General features: G+C 33.9%; 18 protein-coding genes and 1 pseudogene. 15 read left to right on the top strand and 4 right to left on the bottom strand.

All coding sequences use genetic code 11. The features are described from left to right. The first annotated feature begins 117 nt into the window (after positions 1 to 117). From FNW52_RS20090 to FNW52_RS20070, 5 genes are all read left to right on the top strand, one after another. Entirely contained in the window at positions 118 to 444 is a 327-nt protein-coding gene (locus FNW52_RS20090; protein ID WP_143379254.1) for a nucleotide pyrophosphohydrolase, read from the top strand. Positions 445 to 523: 79 nt separating this feature from the next. Continuing rightward, on the top strand, positions 524 to 1,759 hold the full coding sequence (gene aroA / locus FNW52_RS20085) for a 3-phosphoshikimate 1-carboxyvinyltransferase (RefSeq protein WP_143379253.1): 1,236 nt from the start codon (positions 524 to 526) through the stop codon (positions 1,757 to 1,759). Between the two features lie 266 nt (positions 1,760 to 2,025). Continuing rightward, positions 2,026 to 3,075 carry a tRNA preQ1(34) S-adenosylmethionine ribosyltransferase-isomerase QueA gene (gene queA, locus FNW52_RS20080; protein ID WP_143379252.1) on the top strand — a complete coding sequence of 350 codons (1,050 nt, stop codon included), beginning with the start codon at positions 2,026 to 2,028 and terminating at the stop codon, positions 3,073 to 3,075. A gap of 169 nt (positions 3,076 to 3,244) precedes the next feature. Next, a complete protein-coding gene (kynU, locus tag FNW52_RS20075; RefSeq protein WP_143379251.1) occupies positions 3,245 to 4,522 on the top strand; it encodes a kynureninase in 1,278 nt (425 codons plus the stop codon). A gap of 451 nt (positions 4,523 to 4,973) precedes the next feature. After that, positions 4,974 to 7,364, top strand: coding sequence for a penicillin acylase family protein (locus FNW52_RS20070; RefSeq protein ID WP_143379250.1), 2,391 nt, complete (start codon positions 4,974 to 4,976; stop codon positions 7,362 to 7,364). 195 nt (positions 7,365 to 7,559) lie between these two features. Here FNW52_RS20070 and FNW52_RS21350 read toward each other — a convergent pair whose 3' ends face one another. Together FNW52_RS21350 and FNW52_RS20065 are read right to left on the bottom strand one after the other, a co-directional pair. Further along, positions 7,560 to 8,012, bottom strand: coding sequence for a DUF4440 domain-containing protein (locus FNW52_RS21350; RefSeq protein WP_370511581.1), 453 nt, complete (start codon positions 8,010 to 8,012; stop codon positions 7,560 to 7,562). 30 nt (positions 8,013 to 8,042) lie between these two features. Further along, a pseudogene (locus FNW52_RS20065) lies at positions 8,043 to 8,285 on the bottom strand (helicase HerA-like domain-containing protein); the annotation flags it as partial. Positions 8,286 to 8,650: 365 nt separating this feature from the next. Between FNW52_RS20065 and FNW52_RS20060 the strand changes: the two are divergent. The 8 genes from FNW52_RS20060 (at position 8,651) to FNW52_RS20020 (ending at position 15,897) form a co-directional block, all read left to right on the top strand. Further along, the gene (locus tag FNW52_RS20060) at positions 8,651 to 9,475 is read left to right on the top strand and encodes a MotA/TolQ/ExbB proton channel family protein (RefSeq protein ID WP_143379249.1); all 825 of its coding nucleotides are present in this window, start codon (positions 8,651 to 8,653) and stop codon (positions 9,473 to 9,475) included. Between the two features lie 44 nt (positions 9,476 to 9,519). Continuing rightward, complete coding sequence (locus FNW52_RS20055) at positions 9,520 to 10,143, top strand: biopolymer transporter ExbD (RefSeq protein ID WP_143379248.1); 624 nt, start codon at positions 9,520 to 9,522, stop codon at positions 10,141 to 10,143. Between the two features lie 19 nt (positions 10,144 to 10,162). Further along, the gene (locus FNW52_RS20050; protein ID WP_143379247.1) at positions 10,163 to 10,729 is read left to right on the top strand and encodes a biopolymer transporter ExbD; all 567 of its coding nucleotides are present in this window, start codon (positions 10,163 to 10,165) and stop codon (positions 10,727 to 10,729) included. Positions 10,730 to 10,762: 33 nt separating this feature from the next. After that, positions 10,763 to 11,557 (top strand): energy transducer TonB, encoded by a 795-nt coding sequence (locus tag FNW52_RS20045; protein ID WP_143379246.1) that lies wholly within the window; start codon positions 10,763 to 10,765, stop codon positions 11,555 to 11,557. Between the two features lie 232 nt (positions 11,558 to 11,789). Then, positions 11,790 to 12,701 (top strand): PstS family phosphate ABC transporter substrate-binding protein, encoded by a 912-nt coding sequence (locus FNW52_RS20035; protein ID WP_143379244.1) that lies wholly within the window; start codon positions 11,790 to 11,792, stop codon positions 12,699 to 12,701. Between the two features lie 21 nt (positions 12,702 to 12,722). After that, the gene (locus FNW52_RS20030; RefSeq protein WP_143379243.1) at positions 12,723 to 14,393 is read left to right on the top strand and encodes a hypothetical protein; all 1,671 of its coding nucleotides are present in this window, start codon (positions 12,723 to 12,725) and stop codon (positions 14,391 to 14,393) included. A 140-nt stretch (positions 14,394 to 14,533) separates the two neighbouring features. Further along, positions 14,534 to 15,166 carry a 7-carboxy-7-deazaguanine synthase QueE gene (locus FNW52_RS20025; protein WP_143379242.1) on the top strand — a complete coding sequence of 211 codons (633 nt, stop codon included), beginning with the start codon at positions 14,534 to 14,536 and terminating at the stop codon, positions 15,164 to 15,166. Positions 15,167 to 15,498: 332 nt separating this feature from the next. Further along, positions 15,499 to 15,897, top strand: a complete 399-nt coding sequence (locus FNW52_RS20020) for an energy transducer TonB (RefSeq protein WP_143379241.1) — start codon at positions 15,499 to 15,501, stop codon at positions 15,895 to 15,897. A 77-nt stretch (positions 15,898 to 15,974) separates the two neighbouring features. On the opposite strand, the gene FNW52_RS20015 is transcribed toward FNW52_RS20020, so the two are convergent. Then, positions 15,975 to 16,517 carry a YfiT family bacillithiol transferase gene (locus tag FNW52_RS20015; RefSeq protein WP_143379240.1) on the bottom strand — a complete coding sequence of 181 codons (543 nt, stop codon included), beginning with the start codon at positions 16,515 to 16,517 and terminating at the stop codon, positions 15,975 to 15,977. A 30-nt stretch (positions 16,518 to 16,547) separates the two neighbouring features. Then, positions 16,548 to 17,255: a bifunctional 2-polyprenyl-6-hydroxyphenol methylase/3-demethylubiquinol 3-O-methyltransferase UbiG gene (locus FNW52_RS20010; protein ID WP_143379239.1), complete on the bottom strand. Its 708-nt coding sequence runs from the start codon at positions 17,253 to 17,255 to the stop codon at positions 16,548 to 16,550. Between the two features lie 166 nt (positions 17,256 to 17,421). Here FNW52_RS20010 and FNW52_RS20005 point away from each other — a divergent pair, with 166 nt between their 5' ends. Continuing rightward, the gene (locus FNW52_RS20005) at positions 17,422 to 17,916 is read left to right on the top strand and encodes a YkgJ family cysteine cluster protein (RefSeq protein ID WP_143379238.1); all 495 of its coding nucleotides are present in this window, start codon (positions 17,422 to 17,424) and stop codon (positions 17,914 to 17,916) included. 107 nt (positions 17,917 to 18,023) lie between these two features. Further along, on the top strand, positions 18,024 to 19,259 hold the full coding sequence (locus FNW52_RS20000; protein WP_143379237.1) for an ABC transporter permease: 1,236 nt from the start codon (positions 18,024 to 18,026) through the stop codon (positions 19,257 to 19,259). The last annotated feature ends 339 nt before the right edge of the window (positions 19,260 to 19,598 follow it).

Genomic DNA, 19,598 nt, shown 5'->3' with positions numbered 1-19,598 from the left:
AAAAAAGAGCAGCTCTTTATAAAGAAATAAGGGTGAAAAAAAATATTAAAAAAGCCGCATAATTGACACCCCACCTGACAGGGTTAAATGAACAAAAAAGCAATAAAAACAAAAAAAATGAACCTAAAAAATTCCCAACAAGACGTAGATACTTGGATCAAAGAACACGGAGTTCGCTACTTCAATGAATTGACAAACATGGCACAACTTACCGAAGAAGTAGGCGAAGTAGCCCGAATCATTGCCCGTCGTTACGGCGAACAATCCGAAAAAGAAAGCGACAAAAACAAAGACCTAGGCGAAGAATTGGCCGATGTGGTTTTTGTGGTATTGTGTTTAGCCAATCAAACTGGAATCGATTTGCAAGCCGCTTTTGACAAGAAGATGGATCTAAAATCCGTTCGAGACAAAGACCGACACAAAAACAACGATAAATTAAAATAATGTTATAAGTCTGGACAAAGCTTGGGTACATCCTTTTTTTAAAATAAATTTGCAAAACTGACTCATCAATACATCCTAAATGAATTTACTGACACAAACCACCCAACACGATTTAGAAGCACAAATTGCAATAACAGGTTCCAAAAGCGAAACCAATCGACTGTTGTTGCTTCAAGCATTGTTTCCAAATATTATTTTAGAGAACACTTCAAATTCTGATGATAGCGAGGTAATGCAAGCAGCTTTGAAAGGGAATGACGAAATTGTAGATATTCATCATGCAGGAACCGCAATGCGTTTTCTAACGGCTTATTTTGCGGTTAGTGAAGGTCGTGAAGTAGTGTTGACAGGTTCTCCAAGAATGCAAGAACGCCCGATACAAGTTTTGGTCGAGGCTTTAGAGCAATTGGGAGCACAAATCACTTATGAAAAAGAAGTCGGTTATCCGCCTATTCGAATCAAAGGACAAAAAATTACAGCTCATAAAGTTAGCATTCCTGCTAATGTAAGTAGTCAATATATTTCGGCATTGCTATTAGTGGCACCAAAATTAGAAAATGGAATCGAACTGACTTTGGTTGGCGAGATTACCTCTGTTCCGTATATCAAAATGACTTTGGCATTGTTGAATGATTTAAACATTCAAACCAGTTTTGTCGGAAACGTAATTACAGTACATCCCAAAAAAGAAGTAGAAACAAAAGTAATGACCGTAGAATCCGATTGGAGCTCTGCATCCTACTTTTTTAGTTTAGTGGCTTTGGCAAAAACGGCCACTATTTCCCTAACGAGTTACAAAAAAGCAAGTTTGCAAGGGGATTCGGCTTTGGTAGAAATTTACAAGCAAATGGGAGTAACTTCACAGTTCGAAGGAAACAAACTTACTTTGACGAAGCAAAGTGATTTCGAATACAAAGACTTAAATTTAGAATTGAACAACACTCCAGATATTGCACAAACTATAGTAGTTACTTGCTTAGGATTAGGAATTGGTTGTCATCTTACCGGTTTACATACTTTGAAAATAAAAGAAACGGATAGATTAGAAGCATTGCGAATTGAATTGACAAAACTAGGTGCCGATATTTCGGTTACTAATGACAGTTTAACATTAGTGGCGACAAAAAATATTAAGCAAGACGTAAATATAGCCACTTATAATGACCACAGGATGGCGATGGCATTTGCACCTTTGGGTCTAAAAGTGCCAATTATTATCGATAATGCCGAAGTGGTCTCCAAATCATACCCTGATTTTTGGAGTGATTTAAAAAGTTTAGGTTTTATTGTTGTTCAAAAATGGTCATTTACATAGGCTTTTGTTGAGTTTCAGTCCCCTCTCCTTTGAGTTTCGATCACTATCGGAAGGGGAGAGGAAAAAATAAACCCTCAAACACTTGACAACGCCTATCTCACAGTCGTATATTTGCAAACGATTTACTTTTTAGGACTTTAACAGTTTTGAAATCTAAAATCCAAAATCTAAATTTTAAAATATGAAATCGCCATAACAAAAGTTGTTGTAAACACCACTGAAGATCTGGCGATACCATATTCCAACAAAATCAATATTATCTACATATGAAATTATCTCACTTTCAATTCAATTTACCAAAAGAACTTCTTGCAGAATATCCAGCAGAAAATAGAGATGAGTCTCGTTTGATGGTTATTGATCGTAAGAAACAAACAATTGAACATAAAATGTTCAAAGACGTTATCGATTATTTTGACGATGGTGATGTTTTAATCTTGAATAATACCAAAGTTTTTCCAGCCCGTTTGTACGGAAATAAAGAAAAAACAGGAGCAAGAATCGAAGTGTTTTTACTTAGAGAACTGAACGCAGAACAAAGACTTTGGGACGTTTTAGTAGATCCAGCGCGTAAAATCAGAATCGGAAATAAATTATACTTCGGAGATGACGATTCATTAGTGGCTGAGGTAATTGACAACACCACTTCTCGTGGTAGAACATTGCGTTTTCTTTATGACGGATCTTATGAAGAATTCAGAAATAAATTGACAGAACTAGGAGAAACACCTATTCCTAAATACATCAGTCGTGATGTAACTCCAGAAGATGCTGAGCGTTACCAAACGATTTACGCCAAAGAAGAAGGGGCTGTAGCGGCACCAACTGCAGGATTGCATTTTTCTAAAAACTTGCTTAAAAGATTAGAAATCAAAGGGATTAAATTTGCCGAAGTGACACTTCACGTTGGTTTAGGGACTTTCAACCCAGTTGAGGTTGAGGATTTGTCTAAACACAAAATGGACTCTGAGGAATTAAAAATCACCCAAGAAGCTTGTGATATTGTAAATAATGCTAAGGCTAACAAAAAAAGAATTTGTACCGTAGGAACGACTTCTATGCGTGCTGTAGAAAGTTCAGTTTCATCACACAACACGCTAAATCCTTACGATGGTTGGACGAATAAATTTGTTTTTCCTCCTCACGATTTTAGTATCCCAACCTGTATGATTACCAATTTTCATACGCCTAAATCAACTTTATTAATGATGGTTTCTGCTTTCTGTGGACACGATTTAATGAAAAGAGCCTACGAAGAAGCAATCAAAGAAGAATACAAATTCTATTCTTACGGAGATGCCATGTTGATTATCTAATACGCATTCAAAACTAAATATAAATCTCGTCAGCAATGGCGAGATTTTTTTTTGCATCAAATTGAACGAAGCGAACACGCAGTTTATAAAACTGAAAACTGAAAACTGAAAACTTTTTCTCCCTACTCTATTATCTTTTTCTATTTTTACAACATAAAATAGAAGAAAAATGGATTTCAAAAACACATTAGAATTTGCACAACAACTCGATGCGCAAGATCATTTACATAAATACCAAGACGAATTTATTTTCCCAAAAGTCAATGACAAAAAGGTAATTTATTTCACAGGTAACTCTTTGGGATTACAGCCCAAAAGAACCAAAAAATATATTGATGAGGTAATGAACGATTGGGCAAATCTCGCTGTTGAAGGTCATTTTTATGCCGAAAAACCTTGGTGGGATTATCAGGAACGTTTTGCCAATCCGTTGAGTAAATTGGTTGGGGCTTTGCCAACCGAAGTTACCGTAATGAACACTTTAACGGTAAATCTTCACCTGTTGATGGTTTCATTTTATAGACCAACTGCAAAACGCTATAAAATCATTTGCGAAGAAAAAGCCTTCCCATCAGATCAATATATGTTTCAAACTCAAGTGCATTTTCATGGTTATAAACCAGAGGATGCAATTGTAGAAATCAAGCGCCGAGAAGGAGAACACAACATACGATTGGAAGATGTATTGGCAAAAATTGAAGAAGTAGGCGAGGAGTTGGCATTGGTTTTAATAGGCGGTGTCAATTATTACACAGGTCAAGTTTTTGATATGAAAACCATAACCGAAGCGGGACACAAGCAAGGCGCCTATGTGGGATGGGACTTGGCTCACGCTGCCGGAAATATTAAATTAGAATTACACGATTGGAATGTCGATTTTGCGGCATGGTGTAGTTATAAATACATGAACTCAGGACCAGGAAATGCTTCGGGTTGCTTTGTTCATGAAAAACACCATAGCAATAAAGAGCTGCCTCGATTTGCAGGTTGGTGGGGACACAACAAAGAACGTCGTTTCAAGATGGAACCCGTTTTTGACCCAGTTCACGGGGCTGGAGGTTGGCAAATTAGTAATTTACCGATACTTTCATTAGCGCCTTATTTGGCTTCCGTTGAAATGTTTGACGAAATAGGGATGGATCAATTAATTCTTAAAAGGGATAAAATCACTTCTTATTTAGAATTTATTCTGAACGAAATTAGTAAAGAAGTAAAAGGTTCTTTTGAGATTATAACACCAACAAACCCATCCGAAAGAGCTTGTCAATTATCGGTTCTTCTTCATGGGGAAGGACGCAGTTTGTTCGATTATTTAATGAAAAACGGGGTAATCACAGATTGGCGTGAACCCAATGTAATTAGATTGGCACCGGTTCCTTTATATACCTCTTACGAAGATATGTTTCACTTCGGACAGATTTTAAAAACAGGAATAGTAGAGAAATAAAAAAAACGGGAATAGTTGTAAAAGCTATTCCCGTTTTTTGATTCTATCACGTCTCTAAGTGTCGGGAGCGTGAGTTCTGTTTTTATCGCCACGAATTACACGAATAAACACGAATTATTCTTTTGAATTAAAAAGAATTAGTGAAAGTTAGTACAATTCTATCGAACTCTTTTTTGATTGCAGTCAATCAGCGTTTAAAAAAAAACAAATTTATTAGCAATGATACCGACTTTTGACGGAATTCGTGAAATTTTTCATGATAAAGGAATTAGTGATAATTCGTGCAATTTGTGTTAACTTTTTTTAAAGTGTATGTCCAGGTAATAATGTAAAAAATCGCTGTGATTTTATTTTATTTGTAATTGACAAGAATTAATGTATTTTTAGAAAATTAATTCAAATGTTATTTTACAATATAGTAAAGAATCAAAACAATTATAATTCGCACTAAATGAAAAAAGTCAAAAAAGTTCTCTTTGTTTTTCTTTCGATACTAGTAATTCTGTTTATTGTAGTTGCGATCTATAGTTTTTATCAAAAACCCAAATATGAGGGAGAATTGCAATTAAAACAAATTCATGAAAAAACTACGGTTTATTTTGATGATTTTGGAGTGCCTCATATTTATGCAAATACACAAAGAGATGCGATGGTAACTTTGGGATATGTACACGCCCAAGACCGATTATGGCAAATGGAATTATTAAGACGTATTGTTCCCGGTAAGCTGTCCGAAATATTTGGTTCGGCAGCATTAAAGAATGATAATTTTTTTGTGGGTCTAGGTATAGAAGAAGCTTCTCAGAAAGCAATTGTAAATTTAGATAAAAACAGCCCAGCCTATCAGTTGACTATGGCGTATCTGGACGGAATTAATCAATATGTAGAAGAAGGGGTAACCCCAGTAGAATTTCAATTGTTGGGAATAAAAAAGCAAAAATTCACTATAGAAGATGTGTATAATATTTTTGGGTACATGTCCTTTAGTTTTGCAATGGCTCAAAAAACCGATCCTCTGCTTACCGATATTCGTAATAAATACGGAATGGATTATCTTAAAGATTTCGGGATTGACGGATCTTTTAATACTACACAGATTAAAATTTCAAAACAAAAAACACAAGAGTATGGCGCTATTGCCGAGTCTATTGCCTTGCTACTTGATCAATCTCCGGTAGCTCCTTTTGTGGGAAGTAACAGTTGGGTTATTGCTCCGCCAAAAACAAAAAACAAAAAAGTGATTTTCGCCAATGATCCTCATATTGGGTTTTCACAGCCTGGTACTTGGTATGAAGCACATATAGTAACTCCGGATTTTGAATTGTATGGTTGTTATCTCGCTGGAACGCCATTTCCTTTGTTAGGTCACAATCGGGAATATGCCTATGGTTTAACCATGTTCGAAAATGATGATGTTGATTTTTATCAGGAAGAGAACAATCCAAATGAGAACAATCAATACAAATCAAAAGAAGGATTTCGCAAGTATACAATTAGAAAGAAAACAATAAAAGTCAAAGATTCTGCCAATGTAGTTTTGAATATAAAAGTAAGCCATCACGGGCCAATTATGAATGATTTGTTATCGGATTTAAAAAGCGAAAAACCAATGGCAATGTCCTGGATTTATACGCAACAACCCATTCATATTATTGAAGCTGTGTATGCAATTTCGCATTCCAAATCAATTTCTGATTTTCAAAAAGGGGTTGCGCTTATTGCTGCGCCAGGACTGAATGTGATGTATGGCGATGCCAAAGGTAATGTAGGTTGGTGGGCAAGCGGTAAATTGTACAAACACAATAAGGGTGTTAATACTAATTTTATACTCGATGGCTCTAGCGGAAAAGAAGATATTACAGAATATATAGATTTTTCAAAAAATCCTTCGGCGGTCAATCCAGATTGGAGTTATGTCTATTCTGCAAACAATCAGCCCGAAGCAATTGATGGTTTTTTGTATCCAGGCTATTATCTCCCAGAAGATAGAGCAAAAAGAATTACACAATTATTAGACTCAAAATCCAATTGGGATAAGAGTTCAGTCAGCAAAATGATTACTGATAATACTTCTATTGTCGCTCCAGAAGTTGTGAGGAAATTGATTTCGAATCTAAATTTAAAATCGCTTTCCAAAACAGAAAAAGAAGCAATCGGTATTCTGAAATCTTGGAATGGTTCTAATAATTTGAATGATGTAGCTCCCACAATTTATAACAAGTGGATTTATTTGTATCTAAAAAACACTTTTCAGGACGAATTAGGCGCTGATGTTTTCAAACAATTTTTGGGAACACATATTATGAAACAAATTGTTGCCAGACAAATAACCAATGCAAATTCGCCTTGGTGGGATAATGTGACAACGAAAAGCCAAAAAGAGACGGGGAGCCAAATCCTAGCGAGTTCTTTTACGGAAGCTATTGCAGCATTAGAAAACCAGTTGGGAAATACTGTTTCAAATTGGGAATGGAGTAAAGTTCATACTGTAGAGTATCAACACCCTTTGGGGAAATTGGAAATATTGAGACCTTTTTTTAATGTTGGGCCTTTCAAGGTTCCGGGTTCTGTTGAAGTAATCAATAATCAGTTTTTTGACTTTTCAGAAGATGGATTTTATAAAGTAAAAGGAGGCCCTTCCAGCCGAAGAATAATTGACTTCTCGGATGTCGAAAACAGTTTGGGTATTTTGCCAACGGGACAATCGGGAAATCCATTTAGCCAGCATTATAATGACCAGTCGGATTTATACAACGTCGGTAAATTCAGAAAAATGAAATTGAACAAAGAGGAAATTATTCGATCTTCTACAAAATTGGTTTTTTCTCCACTAAAGAATTAGTAGCCATTCAGCCTACACCAAATTAACTTAGGATTTAAAGAAAAACAGACACGACCCGAGCGATAGAGAATAGGCGAAGCAATTACACAAATTTGCACAAATTGTATTGTAAAATTAGACTCAATTTTTATCTTGAATTCGTGTGAATTCGTGAAATTCGTGTTAAATTTTTGTTAGGCTGAATAGTTGCAAGAATTAATGTTGATCCCAAATGTATTTCCAAGATCCGTCTTTTTGTTTTTTCCAAACGGTATGGAAAATTCCTTTTGAAACCTGTTCTTTTCCAGTAGCATCTTTTGATGTCCAAACATATTTACCGTATGTAGAAGCCATATCACCAGCGTCGGATATAGTTACGGCATCGGGAGACCAAGTAATAGTTGCGCTTTGGTACTTCGGATTTAAATAATAATTTTTAATATTGTTTTTGCCAATGATTAAAGTGTCGTGTTCTCTTTTGATAACTGCATTCGAATCGGCAAATTGATAAAAACCTTCTGCCAGACCTTTTTCGGCTACTGTTTTTTCAAAATCTTTCTCCGTTTTAACAATTTGTAATTTAACATAAGTCAAGTTTACGGTTTCTGTTTTGGGAGTACAACTATATAAGGTGAAAAGTAAAAGGATCGCGCTGATTGTGTTTTTCATAAAAAGGGAATTTATAAGTTGAAGCCGTCCCATCATCAAAACGGGAATCCCAAATGAGGAAAGCTGTTCCGAAAGAACCTGAGTTGTTTTTGTTTTTCCGGTTCCGGTCGCACCAGCAATTAAACCATGTCTGTTCAAGGTTTTTAGCGGAATTTTCACAAAGGTGTCAGCCAGAGATTCCCCGTAAAGTATAGCTCCGCCCAGTGTGATGCTTTCTCCTTTTGATAAATAGCCGTTATTTATATGCTGAATAAAATCGTCTTTTATGCTCATAATATAGGTGTATTAAAATCAATTGCAAGTTATTGATTTTTTTTCAAATCCTTTAATTAAGGATTTACTGTAAAAAATACTCTTAATTCATTAAGAATGCTGTAAAATCTGCTTTTTTGCATTTCGTGTGATTTTTTGAATAAAATTATTGATAGTGCTTAAAAATGTTTGGTTTTTTTATCAATAAGGCTGATAAGTTGAATATAATCTTATAAAATTCATAAAAAACAGAGATGTTACATGTTGAGAATAAAATAATTTGCAAGATTACTTTAAAAAAAGTTTTTTTATTTCAACTAAAAATTTAAATTTGCTCCTATACAAGTTTATTAAAACTAAAAATAAATATTTAAAATTAAAAAAAAATGGCAAACGTTAAAGTTAAAAAAGAAAGCACTTCAAACGGAGGAGGAATGGTTTCAGGGATTATTATTGTAGCATGTATATTTGTAGGTTGGTTGATCTGGTCTCAAGTAATGGGAGATCCTACGAATTTTGCAGGAGGAGATATTGAGAAAGGTCATCCATTGAATACATTAGGTCAAGTTTATAAAGGAGGATTCATCGTACCTGTATTATTAGGTATGTTATTAATGGTTCTTGTGTTTTCTATCGAAAGATTTATCGTTATAGGAAAAGCTGCTGGTAAAGGGAATTTAGATAAATTCATGAAAGCGATTCAAACAAGTATTAAATCTGGAGATATAGAAGGCGCTATTGTTTCTTGTGATAAACAACAAGGTTCAGTTGCAAATGCAATTAAATCAGCTTTAGTTAAATATCAAGATGTTAAAAAAGAAGGATTCACTAGTGAAGAAGCTTCTGAAGTAATACACAAGGAAATAGAAGAAGTTACTTCTCTTGAATTGCCAATGTTAGAAAAAAATATGACTATTATCTCTTCTTTAGTTTCTTTAGGAACACTTGGAGGTTTGTTAGGAACAGTATCTGGGATGATTAAAGCGTTTGGTGCTTTGGCTTCTGCTGGAACTCCAGACCAAGCAGCACTTGCAGTTGGTATTTCTGAGGCTTTGATTAACACAGCTACAGGTATCTCTACTTCAATTACTGCAATCGTTGCTTATAATTTCTTTACATCAAAAATTGATGATTTAACATATTGTATTGATGAGGCTGGAACTACAATTGTAAACACTTACAGACATTTCAGAGGTAGCTTAAAACAATAATTAATTTTTTGATAATTTTATCAAAATAATAGATATAAAAAATAATGGGTAAAATTAAAATGACTAAAAAGTCCACGTCTACCGATATGACGGCGATGTGTGATGTTGCGTTTCTATTGCTTACTTTCTTTATTTTGACTGCTACTGCTAAAGTTCCTGAAGTGTTACCAGTTGATACACCACAATCTACTGTGCAAACAAAATTGCCAGCAACTGATTTGTCTATGTTGACAATTGGAAAGGCAAATGGGAAAAGTGTTGTATTTTTTGACTTAAAAGGAAAAGAAATTCGTCAAAGAACACTTGAATTAATGGCGGAAAAGTACAATGTTACTTTTACTCCAAAGCAAAGTGAAGAATTCGGTTTAATGGAAAGTTTTGGTGTACCAATTCAAAGTTTAAGTCAAATTTTGGATATGAAGGCAGCAGATAGAAGCAAAGCAGGACAAACTGGAATACCTAAAGATTCTTTAGACAACCAGTTGAAAGATTGGATATTGTATGCTCGTACTGCAAACATTGAGGTTAATGATAAAGAATTGCAATTTGCGATCAAAGGAGATGCCAAAGAGCAATATCCTGCAATCAAACAAGTAATGGATATTTTGCAAGACCAAAAAGTCAATAGCTTTAATTTGGTTACGGGTTTAAGAGGTAAGAATTTTTAATTAAAAAAGATACACTAAAATGGCTGAATTAAATACCGACGGCGGTGGAGGCAAAAAAGGTGGCAAAGTAAGAAGTAAAAAACAAAACTCAAAGGTAGATTTAACTGCCATGGTAGATTTGGCTTTCTTATTGATCACGTTCTTTATGCTTACCACTACGTTGTCGAAACCTCAATCCATGGATTTGACGTTGCCTGATAAAGAAGATAAACCTGAGAATAAAAAAGATGTTAAAGTAGATGAAAATCGTACGATGACAGTTTTGCTTGGGGAAAATGGTAAATTAGTACGTTATGTTGGGATTTTGGAAACTCCGGTTGCTGGAGGAACTCCTAAAGATTTCGCATACGGTAAAGAAGGAATTCGTAAAGAATTAATTGCTAGAGGTAAATTAGTAAAAGAATATTCTACTGCAAAAGGAAAACCAAAAGATGGTATGATTGTAATCATTAAACCAAGTAAAAAATCAACATATCGTAATTTAGTTGATATTTTGGATGAAATGGCTATCGTTGGAGTAGGTACTTATGCTATTGTGAATGATTTTACTCCTGGAGAACAAAAATTGTTAGAAGTGAAAAAATAATTTTTTTTACTAATAACCTAATAATTATAAAAAATGAAATTAGATTTAATAAAAAATCAATGGATTGAGATCGTTTTCGAAGGTCGTAATAAGCTGTATGGCGCTTATGAACTTAGAAAAACGAATCGTAAGACTTCTATGCGAGCTCTTATCATTGGTAGTGTTCTTTTTAGTTTAGCTATAAGTGCTCCACTTATTGCAAGTTTCTTGCCTGATAGAGGTGACGAAGTAGATAATGACATTAAGATTACTGCAGTGAAATTACCTCCTAAGAAAAAAGTAGAAGATGTAAAAGATCTTAAACCGCCACCTCCACCTCCACCAAAGCAGGATGTAGTGAAGTTCGTTAAGCCAGTTGTGGCAAAAGCGGATGAAGTTACAGAGGAGCCGCCAAAAATCGAAGAGATTAAGGATAAAAAAGTGGGTGCCGAAACTATCAAAGGAGATCCAGATGCTGAGTTAACTGTTGAAGCTCCCGGTAATGGACCTGCTGAAGTTATTGAGGAAGACACTAGTGTTCACTCATTGGCGGGAATTGAACAAAAACCAGAATATCCTGGTGGAATTGAGAAATTTTATTTATTCGTAGGTAAAAACTATACAGCTCCAGAAGAAGAAGGTCTTAAAGGAAAAGTATATGTAACTTTTGTTGTAGAAAAAGATGGTTCATTAACAGATATCAAAGTAATTAGAGATATAGGTTATGGAACAGGAAAAGAAGCAATTAGAGTTTTGAATAAATGTCCTAGATGGCTTCCTGGAGAGCAAAATGGTAAAAAAGTGAGAGTATTGTATTCTCTTCCTATTACTATTCAATCTGCGGAATAATGCTACAGAATATATTTAATAAAATGAAGAAGAAATCGCTTATTGAGCGATTTCTTCTTATTATAACAGTTTTGGTTTTCGTAAGTTATTTTTTTTTAGGACTAATGGTTATTTTTTGGAGCAAGTTTCCCTTTAATATTACTATGAATTATAGAATAGCTTTAGGAGTACTTTTAATAGTGTATTCGATTATTCGATTCTTTCGATTTTACAATGCTAATAATGAATAATTATGTTTGGAAATAAAAAATATATACTGCTGATTTTTATTTGTATTTTGTTCGCTTATTGCAATCAAAAAGATAAAGCTACTACAAATGACGAAACCATTTTAAAAGGAACAACGAGTATTTTTGTAGATGAAACTCTTACGCCAATTGTTGAGGATCAAATCATGGTTTTTGAAAGTAAATATGATGCTAAAATCAATTTAGTTTCAAAATCAGAATCCGAAGTATTAAATTCTTTATTTGACAAAAAAGCTAAAATTGCAGTTTTGGCGAGAAATTTATCTAAAAAAGAGTTAAATGTTTTCGAACAAAGAAAAATAGTTCCTAAAATAACTAAATTTGCTACTGATGCAATTGCTTTTGTATCCAATAAAAATAGTAAAGACACGTTAATAGCTCTAAGTGATGTTGTAGGTTTTATGAAAGGGGATCGCAATTCAAAAATTAAAGGTTTAGTTTTTGACAATCCTAATTCAAGTACAGTTCATTATATGACTGCTTTAGCAGGATTAAATGCATTGCCAGAGAAAGAAGTGTATTCTTTTAAAACAAATAATGAAGTATTAAAATTTGTATCCGAGAATAATGGAATGATCGGGATAGTTGGTGTCAATTGGTTGTCACAACCAAATCCTTCTATGAATAAGATTATTAACAATACAAACGTTTTGAATGTTAAAGGAATTGGTGGGGCAGCATTTTATGCTCCCTCACAAAACAATTTAGCCGAAGAAACGTATCCTTTGGTACGAGATTTGTATATTATAAATTGTCAAGGTTATTCTGGATTAGGAATGGGTTTTGCCTCTTTTGTAGCGGGAGATATAGGACAAAGGATTGTTTTGAAATCAGGTTTATTGCCAGCTAAAATTCCAACTAGAAAATTGAATATTATCAGGAATAAAAAATTATAAAATAAATAAATTAAAGTTAAGATGAGTAAATTTAAAGTTTTAAGTATTGCTTTATTGTCTATGGTGTCAATTAGCCATGCACAAGATATTAGCCAGGCTAAAAAAGCAATTGACGCTGAGCAATTCGAAAGTGCAAAAACAATATTAAAGTCAATAATTAATGCAAAACCAACGAACGGTACTGCAGCCTTCCATTTAGGTAATGTATATATGTTGCAAAATAATATAGATTCTGCTAAAATTTATTATCAAAAAGGATTAACAGGAACCGAAGGAGCTAAACTTAATAATATTGGTTTCGGTTTAATAGACCTTGATAATGGTAATGCTGCTGCCGCTGAAGCTAAATTTGCTTCAGTAACAAAAGATTTAAAAAAGAAAGATATTGAAGAATATTTATTTATTGGTCGTGCTTATACGTATTCTTTAAAACCAGATTATAAAAAAGCGATTGAAGTTTTGAATAAAGCTAAGACGATTAATCCTTTAGACGCTCAAGTAAATTTAGCACTTGGTAATGCTTATTATGGAGATAAAAATCAAAATGAAGCATATTCTGCGTATCGTAATGCGTATTCAATTGATAATACATTGTTAAGAGCAAAAATGCAATTAGGTGTTTTGCTTAAAGGTGCTAAAGCATATACAGAAGCTATAAAAGCTTTTGATGAAGTGGTTGCAATAAATCCAAATTACGGACCAGTATATCGTGAAATAGCTGAAACCTATTATTTATGGGGAAGAAATGAACCGTCAAAATTTAGAGTTTATGTTGATAAAGCACTTGTAAATTACGAGAAGTATTTGTCATTAACGGATTACTCACTTAATTCAAGAATGCGTCATGCTGATTTCTTAATTGTTGCTGGAGAATACAAAGCATTAGAGGCAGAAGCTAATAAAATGGTTGAATTAGACAAGGTGAATCCTAGGATTTTACGTTATTTAGGTTTTTCAGCATATCAAAATGGAAACTATGATGTAGCTATTAAGTCTTTGGATAGTTATATCTCGAATTCTTCTAATAGAGTTATTGCTTTAGATTACCAAAATTTAGGTTTTGCTAAAATAAAAAAATCAATAAATGCAGATGCTAAAACCGTTGATACTGTTCTTTTTGACAGTGGTGTTCTAGACGTTAAAAAAAGTGTTGAAATGGAACCAGGAGTAGCTATTAACTTAAGCGAATTTGGTAAAAAATTATACGAACAAAAATTGTACAAACAAGCAGCAGCAATTTATGAAATTGCAGTTATGAATAAAGAATCTAAAAATTATGTTTTGGATAATTTCTATTTAGGAAATAGTTTGTATTTTGATAATACAGGAAAAGATGTTGTTAAGCCAGATCCTACTGCTTTGCAAAGAGCCGATTTAGCATTTGCAGCTGTTATAGAAGCGGCACCTTCTACTCAGGATGCTTACATTTATAGAGCTAGGACAAATAGCTTGCTTGAAAATGACGAAATGACTATCAAGTATTATAGTGATTATATCAATGTTGTTACTGCCAAGGGACCTGAGGAATTGGCTAAACCTGCCGTTATTAAAAAAATAATTGAAAGTTACAATACATCTGCTGCTAGTTATGCTAACACTGATAAAGTAAAAGCAAAAGAATATTTCAATAAAACACTAGCAATTGACCCAACAAATCAATATGCTTTAGATTCATTGAAAACCTTAAAATAGATTAAGTATTCAGTATTCAAAAAAAACCGATAGTTTTACAAAAGCTATCGGTTTTTTTATTGGGATTATCTGGTTTCTTCAATGTGAAAGCGGTAATCTAAAATCTTAAATTCACTACCTTTGTATCCTAAATTAAAAGAATGTTATCAAAAGAAGTTCAATTAGAAGTAAATAAAGGAACCATGCTTCCGCTAATGGAGGAGTTTTATACGATTCAAGGAGAAGGGTTTCATACAGGAACTGCTGCTTATTTTATTAGAATTGGCGGTTGCGATGTAGGTTGCCATTGGTGCGATGTGAAGGAAAGCTGGAATGCCGAATTGCATCCACCTACAAATATTGATTTGATTGTTGATAATGCTGCAAAATATGCGGATACTATTGTAATTACAGGCGGAGAACCATTGATGTGGGATATGGCGCCTCTTACACAAAAATTAAAAGACAGAAATTTAAAAGTTCATATCGAAACTTCTGGAGCATATCCGCTTAGCGGAACTTGGGATTGGATCTGTCTTTCGCCTAAAAAAAATAAATTGCCTACTCAAACTGTTTATGATAACGCACAGGAATTAAAAGTGATAATTTATAATAAACACGATTTTATCTTCGCCGAAGAGCAAGCAGAAAAAGTGAATCCAAATGCTATTCTTTTTCTTCAACCAGAATGGAGTAAAAAAGAAGAAATGACTCCTCTTATTGTTGACTATGTTATGAATAATCCAAAATGGAGGGTTTCCTTACAAACGCATAAGTATTTGAATATTCCTTGATAATGTCAGTTAATTAGTTTTTTGTTTTAACTTGTATATAATACCATTAATTAGTATAGTCCAACGGTTTAGGTATAATTACCCATTAGCTGGTTTGCAGCTAGTTATATTAAAAACCTTTTTTCGTATTAATTTACTCAATCGACTTCGTGTTTTATTTCTTAACACGCTCAAGTCAAGTAAGTTGACTTTTGTAGATATGAATGTCATAATTTATATTGTAAATTTTTATGCATATCGTTTTTTTTAAATGTATTTTTTTTATATTTACTAACAATCGACTAAGAACTGCCAATGTATTTTGGCAATCATAAATTTTAAATTATAAGATTATGAAAAGAATTTTACTTTTGGTAATTACTTTGCTTATCGTGAGTTTTGCCTCTGCACAAGCAAATACTACTATGATTGATGATGCTCCGTACAATTACGAAGATGTGGAAGTGAGGCCTGAGTTTCCTGGCGGGATCAACGAATTTATGAATTTTATAGGGAAAAATTTTAAAATGCCTGACTATGAAGGATACGGTGGTACTTTAAAAGTGGCATTTATCATTGAGATTGATGGTTCTGTTACCAATATAAAAGTTGTTAAAGATCTTGGAGATGGTACTGGAGCAGAAGCTACGAGAGTAGTTTCCATGTCACCTCGATGGTCCTCAGGTGAATTTAGAGGTAAAAAAGTTAGAGTCCTATATGAGTTACCTATAAAGTTAGCTGGTCAAGGATAATCAGTTTTAAATTTAAAAAAAGCTCAACCAAATAGTATATGCTTTTGGTTGAGTTTTTTTTTAAATTGATATTAGATTCACCATTCTTTCTGTTTTTTTAGTTCTGTAATATGTGCCAAATGATGGTTGCCGTGCCAAGCATAAAGTCCTATTAGTTCTTGGATTTGTATTTCTTTATTGTGTTCGGGATGTATAAAAGATTTTTTCAACTCCACAGAATTTAATCGTTGCATCAAATAAGCTAATCTATAATGTAGTCCTTCTAATAGTAATAGAGAGGGTTGAATGGGCATGGTTAAATTATCTTCTAATTGTGCCCAACGATCTTCATAGTAGTATTTTATTATTGGAATTTCTTCTGTCAATGCCCATTTCAATCGAATGTAGCAATTCACGTGACTGTCGCCGCAATGATGTATTACTTGTCTAATAGTCCAGCCATCTTGACGATAGGGTGTGTCTAATTGTTCTTCGGTTAAATGACCAACTTGCTCTTTAAGTCTTTTAGGAAATGATGCAATTTCTGTAATAGCTGCTTTAATATACTCAGTTGTATATACTTCTGGAGCTTTGAATTTTCCAATTGGATATCGCATTTTTTCTAATAGTGAATCTTCCATATTGATCTTGATTAAATGTTGTTTTTTTATTTAAATCGAAAGCTTTGCTAAATAATCGTAATGTTCTCCTTCCAGAATTAGCTCGCATTGTAAGCCATTGGCGAAAGCCGCATTTTGCAAGGTGTTGTAATCAAGAAACAACCAATCAAGTGGAGCTTCTTTTTCTCCTTTGTAGGTAATATTGAAAATAGTTTCTCCATAATACTCATTTTCTGACGGAATCCATTTGCCACCATCTTCATCTTCATCAAACATATAAATGATATCTGAACTGTCCATCAATATTTGCCCTCCTGGATTCAATAGTGATTTTAATTTCAAAAGAAATGCTGGAATGTTTTTGAGCTTTCCGCAAATTCCTGGTCCATTCATTAATACTATAATGGTATCGAATGTTTCATTTTCTAACGTCATTAGATCCTGAACTTTTGCCTGTTTTAAGCCTCGAAGAGTACAGGCCTGTATCGCTTTTTCAGAAATGTCAATAGAAGTGACATCAAGATTTCTGTCATTTTGCAAAGTCAAGCTGTGACTTCCGGCTCCGCAACCTACATCCAGTACTTTGCCTTTGGCGAGTTGTAATGCTTTTTGTTCAACTTTAGGCATTTCGTCATAGCTTCTAAAAAGGTATGCAACGCTCATTTCATCTTCTTCAGAAATGGAGGTTTCGGTTATTAAATCCTCAGGATTGTTGTTGGTCTGGTAATCGAGTATGGCTTTTCCGAAAAGATCTTTCATAAAATAAATTTCAAGTTTAAAATTCCAAGTTTAAAGTTTAGTACTTTTGCTGCTTCAACTTCAAAATATTCAATTGAAATCGCCATTAATAACAAGTTTGCGAATGCAAACACCAATAAATATAAGCGATAACATATATGACCGCTAATATATAAATTTCACATATATGAAACCAGCTTTAAACGAACTAGGAAAACTTGCCAAAGATAAGCATATCGAAAACAAAAAGTATTTTGATAAGCTAAAAAAGAAAACGCCTAAAAATTTAGATTACATTATGCAAGATTTGCATGACGCCGAATTCAAAAAAACGGATTGTTTAAAGTGTGCCAATTGTTGTAAAACCACCGGTCCATTATTTACTTTAGCCGATATAGAGCGTGTTTCTAAGTCTTTAAGGCAAAAGCCACAGCAATTTATTGAGCAGTATTTGCGAGTTGATGAAGATAAAGATTACGTACTGCAAAGCGTTCCTTGTATTTTTCTAGATCATGAAAATGCTTGTATGATATACGATGTTCGTCCCAAAGCATGTCGAGAATTTCCTCATACCGATAGAAAGAAGTTTCAACAAATCACAGATTTGACCCTTAAGAACGTTTCAATATGTCCCGCGGCTTTTAATATAGTGGAAGAAATGAAAAAGAAATTACCACTCTAATTGATTACTTTTAGAAATCATTGGTAATTTAAAGTTAACCAAATGGATTGGCAAAGCGTTAACTGAAACTTTATGTATATTTGTTTAGATCCTCAAAATAAATCAATTTGAATTTAGAATATTTTATAGCTAAAAGACTTATCACTGCGAAAGACTACAAAAGTAGTATATCGGCACCAATAATAAATATTGCCATATCGGCGATTGCGATCGGAATGATAATGATGATTGTTTCAGTGGCAACTGGAATTGGTTTGCAAAATAAGATACGCGAAAAAATATCTGCTTTCAACGGACATGTTATAATTTCTAACTATGATAACAACCAGTCGGAAATTACTTTGTCTCCAATATCGAAGAATCAAGATTTCTATCCAAAGTTTAAGTCGGTTCCAGAAGTAAGTCATGTTCAGGCCATCGCCAGTAAAGCTGGGATTATTAGAACAGAATCAGCTTTTGAAGGAATAATTTTCAAAGGAGTTGGGAATGATTATCAATGGGAGAATATAAAGGAGTATTTGGTTTCGGGACGATTGCCCAATTTTTCTGGAAATGTCAACCTAGAAGTGGTGATTTCTCAATTTCTTGCCAATAGATTGAATCTAAAAGTTGGAGATTCTTTTAATACCTTCTTTATAAAAGAAGATCAAAATCAATTGCCCAATGTTCGTAGATTCAAAATCACGGGGATATTCAACTCAGGATTTCAACAATTTGATGCTACTTATATAATAGGAGACATTCGTCATGTGCAGCGCATCAACAAATGGGCGCCAAATCAAGTCGGAGCCTTTGAAGTTTTTGCAAAGGATTTTGGTGCGATAAAAGAAGTAGGGGAGCAGGTGTATGAAAAAACGTCCTCAACTCTAGATACCAAAACTATTATTGAGAAATACAGTTACATATTCGAGTGGCTGCAACTTTTCGATTTCAATATTATAGTTATATTAGTGGTCATGATCCTCGTGGCAACCATCAATATGGTGGTCGCCCTATTAGTTCTAATACTAGAGCGTACCCAAATGATAGGGATTCTAAAAGCATTAGGTGCCAACAATTGGTTGGTTAGGAAAATTTTTCTATACAATGCCTTTTATCTTATAGTGAGAGGGCTGTTTTGGGGGAATCTCATAGGAATCTCATTATTGTTACTCCAGCAACATTTCGGAATAATAAAGCTAAATCCCGAAAACTACTACGTTAACCAAGCGCCCGTTTATATCAATCTGGTCTATATATTAGTTTTAAATCTGCTAACAGTAACGGTTTGCTTTTTGGTGTTATTGATTCCGTCCTATATAATCACTAAAATTTCCCCGGTCAAAGCAATTCGTTTTGATTAAATCTAAATAATCAGGAGCTATTCCCGCTATCATTCCAATCTTGTTTGCCGAACACCGGCAAACAAGGATTTTCCCTTCTATCGGGGCTAAGGCATCAGTTTTCATAAGAGTGCTGATTGTAGAAAAGATGTACCTAATATATTAAGGAGAAAGTTTAAAAAGAGAATCCGTGCACATTTGTGTTTTTGTTTTAGTGAATCTATTTAATCTGTGTTCTATTTCAAACGTCAAGAAATCACACCTTATATATAGGGTAGTAAGTTTTCAAGAGAAAATCCGAGTCCATCCGTGTTTTCGCTTTAGTGAATCCGTGTAATCGGCGTCCCATCCCGGTACTGG

Source organism: Flavobacterium sp. ZT3R18 (genome assembly GCF_007097385.1).
GTDB lineage: Bacteria > Bacteroidota > Bacteroidia > Flavobacteriales > Flavobacteriaceae > Flavobacterium.
The sequence above is the reverse complement of the archived record's forward strand: the minus strand, read 5'-3'. Positions and strand labels throughout refer to the sequence as shown.